General features: G+C 44.5%; 13 protein-coding genes. 8 read left to right on the top strand and 5 right to left on the bottom strand.

What is annotated here, in order from left to right; genetic code table 11:
- Positions 1-79 precede the first annotated feature (79 nt).
- Positions 80-391, bottom strand: a complete 312-nt coding sequence (locus ACS8FD_RS03500; protein WP_439274483.1) for a YeaC family protein — start codon at positions 389-391, stop codon at positions 80-82.
- A gap of 49 nt (positions 392-440) precedes the next feature.
- Positions 441-1,565 carry an NAD(+) kinase gene (locus ACS8FD_RS03495; protein ID WP_439274482.1) on the bottom strand — a complete coding sequence of 375 codons (1,125 nt, stop codon included), beginning with the start codon at positions 1,563-1,565 and terminating at the stop codon, positions 441-443.
- Positions 1,566-2,032: 467 nt separating this feature from the next.
- On the opposite strand from ACS8FD_RS03495, the gene ACS8FD_RS03490 reads away from it, so the two are divergent.
- Positions 2,033-2,755, top strand: coding sequence for a Bax inhibitor-1/YccA family protein (locus tag ACS8FD_RS03490; protein WP_439274481.1), 723 nt, complete (start codon positions 2,033-2,035; stop codon positions 2,753-2,755).
- Between the two features lie 111 nt (positions 2,756-2,866).
- Here ACS8FD_RS03490 and ACS8FD_RS03485 read toward each other — a convergent pair whose 3' ends face one another.
- Positions 2,867-5,650 (bottom strand): heavy metal translocating P-type ATPase, encoded by a 2,784-nt coding sequence (locus ACS8FD_RS03485; protein WP_439274480.1) that lies wholly within the window; start codon positions 5,648-5,650, stop codon positions 2,867-2,869.
- Between the two features lie 341 nt (positions 5,651-5,991).
- Here ACS8FD_RS03485 and mrcB point away from each other — a divergent pair, with 341 nt between their 5' ends.
- From mrcB to purH, 6 genes are all read left to right on the top strand, one after another.
- Complete coding sequence (gene mrcB / locus ACS8FD_RS03480; RefSeq protein ID WP_439274479.1) at positions 5,992-8,436, top strand: penicillin-binding protein 1B; 2,445 nt, start codon at positions 5,992-5,994, stop codon at positions 8,434-8,436.
- 371 nt (positions 8,437-8,807) lie between these two features.
- On the top strand, positions 8,808-9,536 hold the full coding sequence (locus ACS8FD_RS03475; RefSeq protein ID WP_439274478.1) for a tetratricopeptide repeat protein: 729 nt from the start codon (positions 8,808-8,810) through the stop codon (positions 9,534-9,536).
- 119 nt (positions 9,537-9,655) lie between these two features.
- Positions 9,656-10,582 (top strand): 50S ribosomal protein L11 methyltransferase, encoded by a 927-nt coding sequence (gene prmA / locus ACS8FD_RS03470; RefSeq protein ID WP_439274477.1) that lies wholly within the window; start codon positions 9,656-9,658, stop codon positions 10,580-10,582.
- A gap of 70 nt (positions 10,583-10,652) precedes the next feature.
- Positions 10,653-11,633 carry a DUF3426 domain-containing protein gene (locus tag ACS8FD_RS03465; RefSeq protein ID WP_439274476.1) on the top strand — a complete coding sequence of 327 codons (981 nt, stop codon included), beginning with the start codon at positions 10,653-10,655 and terminating at the stop codon, positions 11,631-11,633.
- 30 nt (positions 11,634-11,663) lie between these two features.
- Positions 11,664-11,963 carry a DNA-binding transcriptional regulator Fis gene (gene fis, locus ACS8FD_RS03460; protein WP_439274475.1) on the top strand — a complete coding sequence of 100 codons (300 nt, stop codon included), beginning with the start codon at positions 11,664-11,666 and terminating at the stop codon, positions 11,961-11,963.
- A 361-nt stretch (positions 11,964-12,324) separates the two neighbouring features.
- Positions 12,325-13,902 carry a bifunctional phosphoribosylaminoimidazolecarboxamide formyltransferase/IMP cyclohydrolase gene (gene purH / locus ACS8FD_RS03455; protein ID WP_439274498.1) on the top strand — a complete coding sequence of 526 codons (1,578 nt, stop codon included), beginning with the start codon at positions 12,325-12,327 and terminating at the stop codon, positions 13,900-13,902.
- 88 nt (positions 13,903-13,990) lie between these two features.
- On the opposite strand, the gene ACS8FD_RS03450 is transcribed toward purH, so the two are convergent.
- Positions 13,991-15,865 carry a SurA N-terminal domain-containing protein gene (locus tag ACS8FD_RS03450; protein WP_439274474.1) on the bottom strand — a complete coding sequence of 625 codons (1,875 nt, stop codon included), beginning with the start codon at positions 15,863-15,865 and terminating at the stop codon, positions 13,991-13,993.
- Between the two features lie 404 nt (positions 15,866-16,269).
- Positions 16,270-16,542: an HU family DNA-binding protein gene (locus tag ACS8FD_RS03445; protein ID WP_025647025.1), complete on the bottom strand. Its 273-nt coding sequence runs from the start codon at positions 16,540-16,542 to the stop codon at positions 16,270-16,272.
- 603 nt (positions 16,543-17,145) lie between these two features.
- On the opposite strand from ACS8FD_RS03445, the gene ACS8FD_RS03440 reads away from it, so the two are divergent.
- Positions 17,146-17,790: a hypothetical protein gene (locus tag ACS8FD_RS03440; RefSeq protein ID WP_439274473.1), complete on the top strand. Its 645-nt coding sequence runs from the start codon at positions 17,146-17,148 to the stop codon at positions 17,788-17,790.
- Positions 17,791-17,838 lie beyond the last annotated feature (48 nt).

Raw genomic sequence — 17,838 nt, 5'->3', positions numbered from 1 at the left:
GGGTTTATAAAACTTATTGCCGAAACTAAAAAATCCACGCTATGTCATAGCGTGGATTTTTTAGTGTTAAAATTACTCACTATTTATCACGAAATTTAACCGGTTGAATCGCGCCTTTAGGATTGGGCATATTAGGATAATGATGTTCATGTTCGACATCGCATTCAGCACCCACGATACTGCCGTCATCTTTGATAGGTTTATGAATAAAGCCTACGCGCTTGGAGGGGGGCAGATGTTCATGCTCCCACATCATCACCGCTTGCATACAAGTTTCGCGCTGCTCAGCAGTCAGTTGGCGACCATCTGGCCATTTGCCAATCTCAATGGCTACCCGAAACTTATCTACTATCTCGGGAGTCAAACTGGCTAGTATTGTCTCTTTATTCATCTTAGCTCCTCTTCTCTAGCTATCTTTAACCTGCCTAAAACTTAGTGGCTCACTCTTTTTTTGTATCTATCTGCTCGGGGATAGTACTATGATTATCGGCCTCAATATTATGGTGATCAATGTCATCCATCTCAATACTCTCTATCTCGATACTTTCAATCTCAGTACTTTCAATCTCAATGTCGTCATCGTCATCGCTATCAAGACTGAACTCTTCGGCATGTACATTCCAATGCAGCTTAGTACGGCAAGCTTCATAAAACTCAAACCCTGGTGGATGCAGCAAGGTCAGTTTATCAGGATGCTTACGGATATATAGTCGCTGATCTTGTTCAATAGGTACACTAGGTTTACCGTCGGCGCTGACCATTGGCTGAGTGCGATTGTCTTCGTGAATACGAATACAAACCTCACTATTACCACTGACCACAATAGGCCTGCTCGATAGCGTATGCGGATGCATGGGCACTAGACAAATAGCGTCCATACTAGGGTGGATAATAGGTCCACCGCCAGAAAGCGCATAGGCAGTAGAGCCGGTCGGTGTAGCTGCAATGAGGCCGTCACTATGCTGCCGGTAGACGTCTTGACCATCAATCTTCATCTGAAAATCGATCATGTGCACTGACTTGCCGGCATGTAGCACAATATCATTGAGCGCCATGTCTTCATGCAGGATATTATCTCCTTCACGAATCTCCATCGTCAGCAAAAATCTGTGATCGAGCTGATAATCGCCCATCAATACTTGCCGTAATTTAAAAGCGACCTCATTGGGCTTAACATCCGCCAAAAACCCAAGGCGACCTCGGTTAACCCCAAGTACAGGAACGCGATAACGAGCTAGTGCTTCAGCAGCATGCAGAATAGAGCCATCACCGCCAACCACAATCACTAAGTCGCAAATCTCACCGATCAAACTGCGCTTGACGATTTTTACCTTTTCGATATCCACTAAATTTAAGGTCGGTAGATTAGCGGTTTGCACATCCATAATCAGCGTTAGGTTCATCTCATTGACAGTGTTTGCTACCTGAATGAGACTCTGAATAACGCTACGTTTGCCCGCGCGACCCATCAAACCAATGCGGCGAAAGGCTGGGTTTTTGATAGCGTGAAACAGTTCTGATTCGTGCAAGTGTGGCAATCGGGCTGACTGCGCAGAGTTTTCCATAAAGCGACTCGACCAAACTTAAAGAGGTGCAAAGGTAATTGATGCAATGACATCAAGGAACTAACATGCGTTAGTATGACTATTTATTATGGCTCTTGCTAATCATAAAGCATCGACATCTTCGATAATGATAGCGATAAATAAAGCGTTAAACTAGCATGTTTTATCAATCATCGTTGTTAACTGTCGTAATCGACCCCATCTATAAAAGGTTAAACGCTTACTTTGGCTAAGTGATTTTTATTGACCGATTTACTCATTAGCTGATTTATTGTGATTCATTTATACTGAGAGTAGAGCTATTTTAGCTATCAGCAATGCCTGCTTGTGAATACAACTAGACCCTAGCAACAAGCAGATGGTATCAGGGCTATGCCTTGGTATTGGTCACGCAAAGACAGTTGACAATAATGCCGGTTTTGCTAAAGTAACGTTGATTTATACTATTTTATATTAAGGATATATGTATGGCCAATCCTATTGTCAGTCGCGCAGAATTTGCGGTCGGCGGCGAGCCCATGACCGTCAAAGGTGTTATCCAAAAAACCAGTCTCTTGCTTGGACTGGCGGCTATCACGGGCGTAGGCTTTTTCTTTTATGCCCTTATGGCAGGACTGTCACAAGGTTTTATTACTATGGCCGCTTTTGGTAGCATGTTTGCCGCCTTTGGCTTAGCTATTTTTATGACTTTCAAACCCAAAAAAGCCAAAACCTTTGCTGTCCCTTACGCCATACTTGAAGGTATATTTTTGGGCGGTATCTCGCTGTTCTTTATGCGTATGTACCCAAGCGTACCTGTCACTGCTATGTGTGCGACCTTTGTCACCGCCGCAGTCATGCTAGGGCTTTATCGTTCTGGTCTGGTAAAAGTCACGCAAAAGTTTCGCTCGATTGTTACCTCAGCACTTATCGCTATCATGCTCGTTTATGTGGCGCAGTGGATACTATCTCTAGCCTTCGGATCAAGCTTACCTTTCTTATTTGAAGGCGGCGCTATTGCTATCGGCTTTAGCTTGTTTGTCATTGTTATTGCTTCTTTTACGCTACTCCTTGACTTTGATAATATTGATCGCGGCGTAGCAGCGGGTATCTCTGAAGACTACGAGTGGTTATTTAGCATCGGCATCCTCGCCACTTTAGTCTGGATGTATATCGAATTTATGCGTCTGCTTAGCTACTTACAAGACTAATTGAGCTACTGGTTTACACATTATTGATAGCTGTTATTAGCATCAGAAATAGAAAACCGCCTGTTATGAACTGACCCCCATAAGTTGGACACAACTTTTGGGGGTTATATTTTAAGCTCGTTTCAAACGTAGAGCATTGAGCACCACTAATAATGAGCTTAGCGACATGCCGATAGCAGCAAGCCAAGGCGGGACATAACCGAAGATAGCTGGCAGCAGTACAATACCGTTATAACCTAGCGCCCAGCGAAAGTTTTGTTTGATAATACGTTCTGTCTTATCGGCGATACGCTTAGCAGCATTAATACCTTCGACTTGACCGTTTAGAATAATACTATCACTAGACACTTGCGCTAGATCGGCGGCGCCAGCAATAGAAGTAGAAACATCGGCGGCGGCGAGCACAGGAGCATCATTGATACCATCGCCGACCATCAGTACTACCGCGCCGTTACTTTGCAGCTGCTGAATGTGATTGACTTTATCAGTAGGCGATAGGCCGTTGTAAGCAGCGCTCATACCAAGGGTATCAGCCATGACCAAGGCCTGCGGACTAGGATCTCCCGTTAGCATCACTGACTCTATTCCTAGCTGCTTTAGAGTGTCCAAAGTTGCTTTAGCGCTATCGCGAACCTTGTCATTGAAATAAAAGCAGGCTAGTGCTTGCCAATTAGGCTTAGTATCAGCAGGAGTCTCAGCTAGCATTTGACAAGATAACACTACTGCTGAGCTAGCCCGGTGAGCAGTCAAATCGATGTTGAGCGACTGAGCATTGCTATTAGCAACGTCCATAGCAAACTCGGCATGACCGATACGATATAACACCCCATCGATCATCGCCTCAACACCGCCTGCCGGATAATGCTGCAGGTTTTGGGTAGCAGGTAGATGTAACTGATAAGCGGCGGTCAAAAGCGCATGGGCAATCGGATGACGGCTGCCAACCTCTAGCGCGGCCGCTATTGCTAACAGCTGATCTTGAGAACCAATAACAGATGATGCTTGAGAGTTTAATAGCTCAATATTTAATAAATTAGGCTTGCCATAAGTTAGCGTACCGGTCTTATCAAAGGCCACATGCGTGATCTCAGCTAGAGTTTGTAGCGTGTGACCGCGTGTGGTCAAAAACCCATAGCTTGCTAGTCTGTTCGTCGCCACTGTCAGAGCAATAGGTGTGGCCAAAGACAAGGCACAAGGACAAGTCGCCACCAACACCGCGACAGTGGCCCAAATAGCTTGGCTAGGATCGACAATATACCAGCCAATAAACACCAAGACCGATAGCACCAAAATACGGGCCACAAACCAACGGGCCAGCTTATCGGCTTGCTGAGCCAGCTTAGGCTTTTCGCTCATAGCGCGGTTCATCAACCGATCGATCAGTCCCATTTGACTGTCTTCTGGTAAAGCCGTCACCAGCATCTCAAACGGCTGACTGTCGTTTTGCGCGCCGCCAACGATATAATCCCCTTGTCGCTTGATAATCAGGTCGCCCTCGCCGGTCAGCAAGCTTTGTGAGACTGTTGCGGTTGGACTGAGCAAGATACCATCGCTAATGATCTCCGCACCCGCTTCAATCATGACAATATCGCCAACTTGTAGACTTTGGGCGGTAACCATAGACTTATCAGCGGCAGGCGGCGCAGTCGCTGAGACAGCTGATTTTTGCCACGCTATAGCAACCTTTTGAGTAAGCGCGTGGACATTAGCGTCCATCTTTTGCATAAAATTAGGTAACGGACTGGCTTCTAGACTGGCGCTGATATGATCATTGTTATTAGCAGCATTAGGGACTTCGCCAGCTGCTAAAGGTGCTACGTCAGCCTTAGTCTGCTGTTTTAGACGCTCTAAAATAAGAGCAGCTGACTCTTTATCTTCAGCAATTTTTTGGACTAAAATCGGCTCAACTACTACTAAATCATTCGCCATAGTGGCCGCTTTTAGCCGAGCATTATGCTCGATGTAGCGCCCTGCTAGTAAGAAGAAAATAAACATACTAACCGAATCGTAGTAGGTCTCTCCTTGCCCAGTCACCGTGGCATACATACTAGCGAAGAAAGTGACGATTAAAGCGACACTGACCGGCACATCCATATTGACTTGGCGCGCGCGAATCGCGGACCATGCTGAAGTAAAAAACGGCACGCCGGCATAAAAGAAAACAGGGGTGCTGACGAATAACGACACCCAGCGCAAAAAGTCGCGCTGAAAGACGAGCATATCGCTATATTCACCAAAGTATAGCGCCACGGCATACATCATCGCTTGCATCGCGCCGAGGGCAGCGATACCGAGTCTGAGCAGCATCTTATTATTGTGCCGAGCTAACATCGCCTCATGCGTATCTTGCCGATAAGGTTTAGCGTCGTAACCGATTTCATTGATAACGGCTAAGATACGGCTAATGGGGAGCTTATTTTCATCCCAAATAATACGCATGCGCTGGTTGGTCAAATTGACCTGGCATTTATCCACACCATCAATCTCATAAAGCCTTGACTCAATCAGCCAAGTACAAGCCGCACAGCGCAGATTATTGACCGATAATTCAGCGACTGATAGTCCTTCTTGCGCGTAGACAAACTGTGATTTGATCTCATCATGATCATAAGCTTCAAGCTGCGTTAGCTGCGTGGGCAAACTTGCGGTACGATTAATCTCTGAGCGATCAAGATAATACTGCTCAAGCCCTGCTTCTACGATACTTTCGGCCGCCAGCTGGCAGCCCATACAACACATCTCACGCGCCTCGCCTAATATCTGCGCGTGAAATGGCGGCTTGGGTACTGGATCGCCGCAATGAAAACAATACCCAACACGCGGCAGCACTAACCCTTGTATGATGGAGCTATCGTCATACTGAGGATGGGATGTGGATGAAAAATAACTAGACATAATCGCTCTTATTTTTAACAGGATTATTTTAAAATCAGTAGTAGCTTGGACTTGCTAATCAATAAAGGCGACATACCTTGCTCATAATAGTCGCTGATTCACAAAAAAAACATAATGAGCCTTACTCTAAGCCGTTATCTTATATGGCAGCTATACCCTAGATTAAAAGTAGAAACCGATATTTATTCATTAAGCTGCTATTACGGCATGATAAGTTGTGCTTATTATAGCGGTTTAATACTCGCGTGTGATGAATGCTGGGACTGCGATGATAGATTGAAAGTTTTGTCAATTTGCGTCATTATGAGGCAGTTTTTTTATGTTAAAACGGTGTGTTATCAGTGCAAAAACCTAATCTTACCCCGCCGCAGTCGCCTAGAACTGCGATGAGCTCCCTACCCTCTAAACAAGGCGGGATTGTTTTTAGTAGTATCTTACTCATTATTGTCATCGTGGCTATGGTGTTGTTGGCTCTATATCTGATCAAGCTTGATCGTACTATCACCCATAAGTTTGAGGGTAAGCGCTGGGACATTCCAGCCAAGGTATACTCGCAGCCGCTTGAATTGTATCAAGGCGCTAATGTCGATAGAGACACGATGAAGACTTGGCTCGATCTACTAAACTATCAAAGCAATAAAGCTTATGATCGTACCGGTAGCTTTCACCGATCAGGTAATACTTATTTTATCCATACTCGCGGCTTTAGCTATAGCGCTAATGATGTCGATAAAGAACAAGTCATCAAAATGACGCTTGCTAATAACAAGATCCAGAGTATTCAAAGCACTGAGCAAAACGATACGGGCATCATACGTCTAGAGCCTGTCAGTATCGGCGGTATCTATCCTGATAGTAACGAAGATCGCTTGGTCGTCTCTTTAGACGAAGTGCCTCAGCCGCTAATAGATGCGCTGATCGCTACTGAAGATCGCGGGTTCTATGAACATAAAGGCGTGTCGATACGAGGCATTACTCGCGCCGTCGTCAATAACTTCTCAGGCGGCTCTATGCAAGGCGGCTCGACTATCACCCAGCAGTTGATTAAGAACTTTTATCTCAGTTCAGATCGTACTCTTAAGCGTAAAGCCAACGAGGCGCTGATGGCAGTACTGCTAGAACTGCATTATAGCAAGGATGAGATACTACAGACTTATTTAAATGAGATTTACTTAGGTCAAAACGGTAACCGCTCTATCAATGGTTTTGGCCTTGCGTCACAGTTTTATTTTAACAAACCTTTAAATGAGCTGCGTCTAGATCAGCAAGCGATGTTAGTCGGTATGGCAAAAGGGCCAAGTGTCTATAACCCTCGCCGTCATCCAGAAGCGGCCAAAACGCGTCGCGACGTAGTGTTGAGTAATATGCAAGCAACAGGTAAGCTGACAGCAGAAGACTACGCGGCTGCCACCGAAAAATCTTTAGGAGTCGTCGATAAGCCCGTTGAAGGTAAGAGCCAGTTCCCTGACTTTTTGGACATCGTCAAACGTGAGCTCAATGACGTCTACTATGCTGATGATCTCAAAAACGAAGGGCTGACTATTATCAGTACTCTTGACCCTATTGCACAACTGGCAGCGGACAAAGCCGTCGATCGTAAGCTTGGAGAACTGCGCCGTAATAGTAGCAAAACCAAAGATTTACAAGGCGCTTTAGTCAGTGCTAATCCTGAGACTGGTGAGCTGGTCTCTGTCGTCGGTAGCGGTAGTGAGTTCACCGGCTTTAACCGAGCGGTAGATGCCAAACGTCCAGTGGGCTCGTTGCTAAAACCTATTATCTATATGACCGCGCTTGAGAGTGGGCGCTATAATCTAGCCAGCTCAGTAGACGACTCTCCTGTTACTGTTAACTTAAGCGATGGCGATTGGAATCCCAAAAACTATGATGGCCGAGATCATGGCTATGTTCCTCTTACCACTGCGCTAGCCAAGTCCTATAACCAAAGTACGGTACGTTTAGGAATGGAGTTTGGCTTAGACACTTTTGCCAGACAACTACGCCGTATGGGTATCGAAGAAAAAATCTCACCTTACCCTTCAGCGCTATTAGGTGCAGTTAATCTCAGCCCGATGGATATGCTGGGCGTGTATCAAGTCTTTGCCACAGGCGGCTTTCGTACTCCTATTCATAGCATTCGCACGGTTATCGACGATCGCGGTCGTATTTTGCAGCGTACTGGGCTTAATACGCAGCGTAGTGTGCCCCCTGAAGCTAATTTTTTGACGAACTATGCTTTGCAGCAAGTGGTCAAAGAAGGTACAGCTCGTCGAGCGCAGTCCTTGGGTAGCGAGCTCAACCTTGCAGGTAAGACCGGAACTACTAACGATTACCGTGATGCTTGGTTTGCAGGCTATAGCGGCAACTATGTCAGTGTCGTTTGGGTCGGCCGCGATGACAATAAGCCTATTGGTCTCGGCGGTGGCACTGGGGCGCTACCGATTTGGATCGATTATATGCGCCGCCTAAAACTAACGCCTGTTGCTATGGCGGAGCCTGAAGGGATCGAATGGTTATGGCTGGAGAACAATTCAGGCAAGCTATCTAATGAGCGCTGCGCTAATGCACGCTACTTACCTGTGATGTCCGCCTATCTACCTGAAGAAGCTAGTGAGTGTGCTTTGCAGCTTTATCAGCAAGAGCAAGCGCGTGAACGCGGATTTACTATCGAGCAGCCACAGTCAGAAGACCAGGACAACGCTCAACAAGCTACTGATGAAGATATCGAGAGTAATGAGGCACAAAGAGGCGCTGATACTTGGTACAACCGCGCGCTTGAGTGGTTCTAAGGCTTTACTAAATAGCTACTAACTTATTAAATCGATGGCTATTAGCAAAGTGCGTCAATCAAGTTATAATAAGGGCTTTAGAATTATCTAGAGTCCATTATTTATAGTTAACCATCATCATCAGTGATGGCTTGAATACCGATTCGCACATAGTGGCATGGTAGTAACGTATAAATCATTATAAGAATGAAGTAACCAAAACATTCAGTAAATCTTTTGCTGTTTATAGATGATGTGATATTAAGTAGAGGTAGCAAGATATGGTGATACTAAGGCAGCAAAACTCGCGTTTATTGGCAAACATAGTAACAGCAGGCTCATTGCAGTCAAAGCGAGTGCTTCTCCCTACTATAGTAATGAGCGCCTTAGTCATGAGCGCTTGTCAAACAGCGCCGTCTACAACTGCTAACAATAGAGGGTCTGTAACCACTATTAATCAAACGAGCACTGCGACTAACGCTAACCAGACAATCCCTAGCTACACTGATGACGGCTACCCTATTGAGCCTTATATCGCGCCCAACCAAACCCCTACTACTTATGACGGTAGTGACAATCGCCAAAACCCCTTAACTCAGTCAAGCTCCGCCCCTACTCAGCCCATACCGACACTTCCTGATGATAACGTTTTAGTCATGCCGCTACCGGACGTAATGATTGAGGAACCACCCATTTATGAAAGTAATACGCCTTCTCAATCACCAACACTGCCTTCACATAGCGATCTATTAGAGCGTGCCCGTCGAAACTCGCAGCAATCAAGTCGGCAGACTTCTAATAATAAAAGCGATTTACCTGCTTTTCAGAACCTGATGCAAGTCGGTACCGCGCAGCTACAATCTGGCAATCTGACCGCGGCGGAAAATAGCTTTACTCGTGCTCAGCGTTTAGCGCCTAGATCCTCAGCGGTGTACTTCTATTTATCGCAAGTCGCTCTAAAAAAGAATCAACCTCGTAAAGCGGAAGCGATGGCTCGCCGCGGTCTTACTGTCTCGCAAGATGCTAATCGTCGTCGCTCTTTATGGCAGCTTATTCTCAGATCTGGACAAGCACAGAATAATACTCGGGTGATTCGTGAGGCGCAGCAAGCGCTTCGCTAGTAGTGAAGTTCAATAGCCGTGGAGCTCAATAACAGTAAATCTTAGCGGCAAGTGCGTGTTAGGTAGTATTCAATTTCATCATTATTTTTAAATTCACTTTTATTTTTAAAGGCATCTTTATGGCATGGCAACAACTGCATCTACAGTGTAAAAAAACCAACGTTGATCTGGCTGAAGCGTTGTTATTAGAATCGGGCGCGCTATCCATTATGTTAGACGATGCAGGCGATCAGCCTTTATTTGAGCCGCTACCTGGCGAGTCGCCATTATGGGATGAGGTGGTACTGACGGGTATCTTTGATGCCTCTAGCGAACAGGGCAATAAACAAGCTCTGGAGCAGTTAAGCCATGATATCGCTGCACAAGTAGACGCCAGTCGCACTTGGCTCAGCGCTGTCGATGACAAGGACTGGGAGCGCGAATGGATGACTCATTATCAGCCTATTGAATGTGCCAATAACCTTTGGATTGTGCCTGAGTGGCTAACACCGCCAGATCCTGAGGCGACCAATATTATTATGGATCCGGGCTTGGCTTTTGGTACAGGCTACCACGCGACTACTCGCTTATGTCTAGACTGGCTAACAGCAGAACCCTTAAAAGATAAAGTCGTCATCGATTATGGCTGTGGGTCTGGTATTTTGGGAATAGCCGCTTTGTTATTGGGCGCGCGTCAAGTTTATGCTGTGGATATCGATCCACAAGCAGTATTAGCCACTAAGCAAAACGCTGAGCGCAATCAAGTTGATGAACGTCTATTAGCCTTTTTACCAGAAGAGTTCAACGATTACTGCGCTGAGAACGAGGTGATACCAGTAGATATGATAGTCGCCAACATACTAGCAAAACCGCTTATTGGATTGGCTCCTTACTTTGCAACGCTTATCGCCCCTAAAGGCAGGCTAGTCTTAGCAGGCCTCATTGAGTCGCAGACTGAGCAAGTCACTGACGCTTATCAGCCTTATTTTGCTCTTGATCCAAAGCATGCCTTTACCGCGCAAGAGGATCATCATTGGCAACGACTCTCAGGAACATTTACAGGCTAGCAACATTTCATTACATCTGTTACGATATTAGCAGTAACTGCTTATCGCCAATAGTGGCTTAGTAGAATGAATGAATACCGCTTTTGGACCTGATAACATGACCACGCGCATCAAAACTCAATGTCCTAGTTGTCAGGTGTATTTTGATTTAGATGCTGAATTGTCAGAGCTTTTACATCGGCCGAGTACGCAGATGCGCTGTGCTCATTGTCAGCATAATTTTTTGGTGAATGAACATTTAGTGGTTTCTGCCAATGATGGCTCATTGGCTACCACATCAAAACCGGGCAACAGCACGCACTCAGATGATAACTGGCTCGAAGATCTACTCAGTAACCATATCAGCAACCCTGCTAGTAACCACAATAACGATAAAAGAACCAGTCATGCTCAAGCGCAAGCTTTTGATGACAGTGCTCCTGAATCGACTACTGAGTCAATGGTTCGCTTAGCTAAGCCGCAGCCGTCACCCTCTAACAACGCTGACAAGACTCTGAGCGGTGACTATTTATACCAAGACTCAGCGCAGCGTCATTTAGCTCAGGATGAAGAACCGCACTTGGGGCAATACGATAATGAGCCGCAATCAGTAGCGATGTTATTATGGAGCGCTGGTTGTTTAGTATTAATCTTCTCTTTATTTGCACAATATATTATTTTTAATTTAAACACTTTGATCAAAAACCCAGACTATGCTGCCCGTTTAGAGGCTGTCTGTATAATAGCAGCGTGTCGCTTACCGTCTGCTGATCTGGATGCTTTTATGATCTCAGATCCCACATTTAGAGCAAGCGAGATCAAAGCGGCTAATGCTTTTAGCGATGTGCAAGCTACCCTATCGAATCAAAGTGCCGAGACGCAGCTGGTGCCTAGTCTTAAGGTTAGTATTTATGGTAGCGAGGCATTAGTAGGTGAGTTTGTTGCTATGCCAAAGGACTACTTGATGGCTCGTCAAAGCCAGTTGTCTGCCAATTACAGCCAATCTTTTATGTTTACTATCCCTTTGACTCGCCAGCAAATTGATAGGATTATTATTGAACCTATTTATTGATCATCTGCCCAATATTGAGGACATCACCTTATGACACCATCTGTGCAGCCCTCTGCTAACCGTTTTTCCCAAAGCGTTCATTATGCAAGCTCAGCTGAGAACTCCGAGCCTTTACGTCATCATGTTGAACGTGTGGTTCGCGAATACTTTTTAGCCCTGGGCGATGAGTTACCAACTGATTTGTATGAGCTCATCTTAAAAGAAGTTGAGCTGCCACTATTAAAAGTAGTCCTCGAAAAGACTCGCGGCAATCAAACGAAGTGCGCGCAAATATTGGGACTAAATCGTGGAACCTTACGAAAAAAGCTGAAATGCTACGATTTAATGTGACTCTTTGAACCTATAAGTTTTAAAATATCGGGTAATTTGACTAATCGTTTTTAGCAAACAAAACAAATTTTTGTACCTGCTAGTCAAATGTTTTATCATATCGGCCTTTGCGCTATTGCCTTAACCGATTAATCGTTATAACAGTAGTAACGACATAAGCAACTACATAAACAACCATATAAGTAATCACATATTTTATAGTATTTATCACGACCTACTCATGGCAATAATTGAGCCAATTAGTTCCTGGCTTGGCTTGCCTACATCCCCTCGCCTGAACCTATAAGGTATAAATTGCTAGCAGTCCATGCTTGCGGTTTAATGCCTTTTATTCTCAGGATTTTTATGGAATGATTTTATGATGACAAAACCACTAGCTCTCCTCTCAGTATCAGATAAAGCAGGTATAGTAGCATTCGCTCAAGGCCTGATCGAATCCGGTTTTGGCTTATTATCTACTGGCGGCACTTATCGCTTGCTGCAAGAGAATAACGTCGAAGTCACAGAAGTTTCTGACTATACAGGCTTTGCTGAGATGATGGACGGCCGCGTCAAGACTCTACATCCCAAGATTCACGGTGGTATTTTAGGCCGCCGAGGTACCGACGATGAGATTATGAGTGAGCATGCTATTGAGCGCATCGATATGGTAGTCGTCAATCTATATCCGTTTGCTGAAACTATTGCGCGAGCTGACGTAACTATGACTGACGCTATTGAGAATATTGATATTGGTGGCCCTACTATGGTTCGTGCTGCGGCTAAGAATCATGCTGACGTCGGCATTGTAACCAACCCTAATGATTATGAGCGTGTTCTGTCTGCTCTGAATAAGGGAACGACTCTCACCGCAGCGTTACGCTACGACTTGGCAGTAAAAGCTTTCGAACATACGGCTCAATACGATGGTATGATTGCAAACTTTTTAGGCAGCCGCGTCAATGAAACACAGCAACCAGAAGCTTTTTCTCGTACACTCAATCTACAATTCGATAAAATGCAAGATTTGCGCTACGGTGAAAACCCGCATCAGCAAGCGGCATTCTATGTCGAAAACGCTGCTTTAAGCGCGAAAGAAGCGTCCATTGCGACCGCTAAGCAACTGCAAGGTAAAGCGTTATCTTATAATAATATCGCTGATACTGACGCCGCTCTTGAATGCGTAAAAGCCTTTACCGCGGCCGCTTGCGTCATCGTCAAACACGCCAACCCTTGCGGTGTTGCCGTTGATCCCGATCAAGTCACTGCTTATCGCACCGCCTTTAGCACCGATCCTGAATCTTCTTTTGGCGGTATCATCGCTTTTAATACTACGCTTAGCGTAGCGGCAGCAAAAGACATCATTAATAACCAGTTTGTTGAAGTGATTATTGCCCCAAGTATTGAAGATGGCGTGCTAGAAGTAACCGCAGCGAAGAAAAACGTTCGAGTATTGGTTTGCGGCGAGCTGCCAGTAACGACTGAGCGCCAAAGCAAACTCGACTATAAGCGCGTGAACGGTGGCTTATTAGTACAAGAGCAAGACTTAGATATTATCACAGCTAACGACTTACAGATCGTCACTGACGTACAGCCGACTGAGGCGCAAATTGCAGACTTATTGTTCACTTGGACTGTCGCCAAGTATGTTAAATCAAACGCTATTGTTTATGGTAAAAATAAGCGTACTATCGGCGTAGGCGCAGGGCAGATGAGCCGTGTCAACTCAGCCCGTATCGCTGCTATCAAAGCCGAGCATGCAGGTCTTGCTACTGAAGGCGCGGTAATGGCCTCAGATGCCTTCTTCCCTTTCCGTGATGGTATCGATAATGCTGCTGAAGTAGGTATTGCTGCTATTATTCAGCCCGGTGGCTCTATGCGTGATGACGAGACTATCGCTGCGGCTAACGAGCATGGCATAGCGATGGTATTCACCGGTATGCGTCATTTCCGTCATTAATAAGCTTGATTGATTATAAGCTTGATTAATTATTAAGCACGAAAAAGCCACCGTATCGACGGTGGCTTTTTTATGGCTATGCTTCTATTTAGCGAACTTGAGCGTTAGCCATATTCGCCTCATTGATCTCAACATTATAGACCAAACGTAAGTAGTCTAAATAATCTTGCAATTGATCCTGACCTAAATTATCACGGATAATAGCAGCGGTTTGTGATTTTTCTGCTGCCGATAACTGTGATTCGCCCTGAGTTTCTATATGGTCACCCACTAATACTGACGCACCCATTTCAGTGGCACTGGCTATAGCAACTACCCCGTTCATAGGCGCTTGCTTACTAAAGGCAAGGCCGCGCTCTTTATTAGATAATAAAGGCGTCTGACGAGTAATTTCACCTAACGCCTGGAAAGTCACGTTTTGCTTGGCGAGATCATCGACAGTATCAATAGCAGCTGCGATCTTTTTGGCATCAGCCAGAGCTAGAGCACTGGCTTTTTGTTTGAGCAGGGTTTGAGCGATGATCGGTTTAGCAGCGGCTAAGCTCAAAGTCTCAGTAGGACGATAGTTACTCGGCTGCGCCCAAACCATACCATTACCGACTTCAATACCAGTCGTTACCGCTTGATCTTGAATCGTAAATTCATCGAACGCTTGCTTGATCACTGCCGGCTGCGCTAGTACTGAAGTATTATTTTGTTTACGGTAGTCTTTGATGCGTTTAAGCGTCACATTTTCTTGTTGAGCGATATCTTCAATACTAAAGCCATCTGCTGCTAGATCATTAATCGCAGTGACTTTATCCGCATAAATAGTCTGACGCTTGTACTCTTTGGCTTTGGCAGTCAGCTCTTCACGCATACTTTCCATAGTAGGTACATCGCCGCCATTGTCTTCAGTGACCTTGAATATTTGATAACCAAAGCTCGTATTAACGATTGGACTAACCTCTCCAACTGATAACCCTTCAAGCGCGTCTTCGACCTTATTGGCATCGTTACCAAATACCGAAGGATTAAAACGGCCGATAGCGCCGCCACTAGCACCAGTAGGATCATCAGAATACTGTTTGGCAAGCATAGCAAAATCAGCGCCTTGCTTAAGCTCAGCGAGCACTTTATCAGCGCGCGCTTTGGCATCATTACCACTTAAAAGGATCTGGCTAATCATGCGCTCATCAACCACACCAAGCTGCTGCTTATAGCTTTCATACTGCTGCTCTAACTCTTCTGAAGTCACTTGATTGACTTCGATGTTCGCCGGTATCAGCTGAATATAAGCAAGATCGACCATAGCGTCGCTTTTTAGCTTGTCTTTATTAGCATTATAATAAGTCTCTACATCCGCTTGCGTGACTTTTACTTGCTGTTGATAGTCCTGCCAATTGAAGCGATGAAGCCAAACTTTACGGGTCTCAAGTTGCAAGTCGATCAGCTGATTGACAGCGCGCATCGGATAAATAGCCGTTCCTACGATACTGGCATTAAGCTGATCTAGACTCAACTGATTGCGAAACTCTGCAAATAGCTGATCTTTGGTCATACCGCGCTGACGCAAAAAGTTCGAAAACTGCTCATTTGAGAAGTTACCCTCTGCGTCTTTAAATATCTCTTCTTGCAACAATAAGCGATTGATTGTGTCATCAGATACGGTCATACCCAGTTTGCCTGCTTGCTGCTCAAGTAGTGTACGATCAATAAGACCCTTCAAGACTTGTTCATGTAGCACGTCTTCGTTTATCAAACTGGCATCATCGACTTGATCCAACAGTTCAGTACGTCGACTGTTCACCGCAGACTGGTATTCGCTAAGCCCAACGCTAGCCTCTCCTACCTGAGCGATTTGGTTGGGATCAACATTCCCGCCAAAATAGCTCTCAACACCCAACAACGCTAATGGCGCTAGGCATAAAATCAATAAAATGCGACCAGGCCAAGTTTTCAAAAAATCGCGCAATTTATCCATAATTATTTCTGCTTTATTAAACCGTGTTGGGAGAACCATTATAATACTATCAGTCGTAATAAGACCGACAATGGTCAGAATCAATAATATACAATACTTGTCAACATGTAAGTATTAAGGCAAAACATATCAATGCTCAAGAGAAGAGAATGACTGCTATCTCAGCGATTGAGCAAGCTAAACCTGCGCGCCTATGATACGTGATTTTTGCGATAGACTCAAAATATTCATCAAGCTGTTTACACCTTTTTTACCCATAAAAAAAGCACCTCAATTAAAGATGCTTTTTTTGTGCAGTTACAATGTTAACTCAATATAGCTAGAGCCGTAAATACTAGCTCAATAAACACAAAACGATGACGCTAACTAACAGCGCTCAACGCTGAGACTGCTTAGAGTCTGGCTTAGTTTAAGCGCTCTTTTAGGTTTTTACCGGCTTTAAAGCTAGGCACTTTACTAGCTGGGATAGCCAATTCTTCACCAGTCTTAGGGTTACGACCAGTACGTGCCTTGCGATCTTTAACACTAAAAGTACCAAAGCCTACTAGTGAGATGCTCTCGCCAGCTTCTAGTGCTTCACCAACGCTTTCCATAACAGCGTTCAGTGCATCACCAGCTTGAGTCTTATTTAGACCGCTTTTGTCTGCAATGCTATCAATTAATTCTGACTTATTCATAAAACTTCCTTCAAGTTTAAGGGCTGTAATAAACGTTAACCATAGCTATTGTATCGCTCTGATGGTGCTTAAGCAATAACGATAACTATAGGCTTACGTGTTTGTGGGTTACGCTTTATTAAAGTCTTTATATCAAGGCAGCATAGGGAGCGCAAGCGATTTTACATTTTTTTGTGTACTCTATAACGCATTCGACACTCAACGTTACGTAAAATACCCGTAACTTTCTTGCCTCTATTTTTATAGCGTTTACTTTTTATCTTTAATTTGTCCGTCTAACTTGTTATTTTAATTGCTAATTCTGTGAATGTCTTATTTTCTAAAATAGATGACATTGCTAGTAAGGCAACAATTCGGTTACTGACACTAGATAACATTATTTTTATGATAAGTTTGTCAGCACAAGAGCCGTAGCATAGCTACAGCGATCTTAAACTGGCTTACTTAGACTAAACAAGCAGCTAAATTAAAAAACGCTAAGACACATATTAATTTTGACAATCCGTATTTTTACGCTACTCTTAGCAAGAATTTGCATTATTATTGCTTTACTCACTATTTCATTACTCCCGATAACTCACCCCATAACTATGGATAATTGACATGAAGCGTTCTACATTGTCTCATTCTCTGCTAAATATCATTTTGGTTTTTATTGAATCAGCAATGACGTTATTATTACGCTTAGATCCTGAGCTACGTAAAGCAGCATACCCTTTGGCTAAACAAAACACGCTAGTGTGTTTGCGCTTGTATTTGCCTCATGTAGAGGTATATGCCACTTTTAGCTATAAAGGAGTCCTGTTGGACGCAAGCATGCCTCCAGATCGTAGTGAGCCTGATGTCATTATCAATGCTTATAGTATCCAAGTGATTAATGCACTAACCACTCATGATGTCGAGACCACCGAAAAGCTGCAAATGCGCGGTGAGGTGGTTCAAGTACAATTGGTCAAACAGTTTATTATGCAGATGGGCCTAGGCGGCATCATTCAAGGACTCATCAAAAAGATCAAAGGCAGCGGAAAAACCAAACCTAGTGACGCTGAAAAGCAGGAAAAAACCGATAATTACAAAGCACGCATAGCTGAGCAGCAAACGCAAATCAACACTCTTACCATAAAAAACCGTGAACTTGAAACGACTCTCAAAGAGCTAGAGAGTAAGCAAAAGCTCCTGACTATCATTACTGTTGTAGCGGCGGTCATTGCTCTAATCGCTATCATTGCTTTTTTTGTAAATCAATAATAAACAGCTGTATCTTAAGCGCATAACTGCAAGCGATAAATATTAATC

It is taken from the genome of Psychrobacter sp. 1U2 (assembly GCF_051847575.1).
This window is presented reverse-complemented; position numbering and strand designations above follow the sequence as displayed.